Annotated in this window: 1 protein-coding gene and 1 pseudogene; both read right to left on the bottom strand. The window is 47.7% G+C overall.

The window, feature by feature from the left end; all coding sequences use genetic code 11:
- Positions 1-61 (bottom strand): annotated as a pseudogene (locus R8N47_RS24510) (YggT family protein); the annotation flags it as partial.
- Positions 62-113: 52 nt separating this feature from the next.
- On the bottom strand, positions 114-814 hold a 701-nt coding region (proC, locus tag R8N47_RS24505; RefSeq protein ID WP_318186015.1), incomplete at its 5' end, for a pyrroline-5-carboxylate reductase.

The following is an 814-nucleotide window of genomic DNA, read 5'->3' as shown; positions in this document are numbered from 1 at the left end:
AAATCACGACCATGATATACAGGTCAAATAGGGTTGAGATGAGAAAACTCATTGAATTCATAAGGTACCCTTAACAAGTAGTGGATGATGTTTCTTGAGAATCATCCAGATAATTAAAACAGTTTTTCCATTTCTTCTGCGCGAGCAACCGCAGCTTGCATGGCTTTTGCAACGATGTCCGTTAACTGATGTTCGTTGAATGTACGAAGTGCTTCGGCGGTTGTGCCGCCTTTCGAAGTCACGTTTTCACGCAGTGTCGACAGTTCGGTGTCTGGATTGCTCACCACCATACTTGCCGCACCCAGCGCTGCTTGTTGAACCAACAAACGAGCCGTTTCTTTATCAAAACCTTGAGCTATCGCTTCAGCTTGCATCGCTTCCATAAACAGGAAGAAGTATGCCGGAGCGCTGCCTGCTGCTGCAATCACATTGTTGATGCCTGATTCTTGTTCCACCCAGCAAACTTTACCAACCGCCTGCATCAGTTCTGCGGCAAAGGCTCTGTCTTGTTCTTTGACATGTTCTGGAGCGAATAAGCCACTCATGCCCAAACCCAACTGAGATGGAGTGTTTGGCATGACGCGAACCAAATTCAATTTTGTCGCTAGCATCTCATCCAAACGTGAACAATTGATGCCTGCCGCAATAGAAATCACGAGCTTGTTGCTAAAGTCGATAGATTGCAGAGGTTTACAAACATCCGCCATCATTTGTGGTTTCACAGACAGAACCACCACATCGGCCTCGGACGCGGCCAGCATGTTGTCGCTGGTGGTGCGGATACCAAAATCTTGCTCAAGCGGCAGACGACGCG

This window comes from Vibrio sp. 2132-1 (assembly GCF_033344315.1).
The sequence above is the reverse complement of the archived record's forward strand: the minus strand, read 5'-3'. Positions and strand labels throughout refer to the sequence as shown.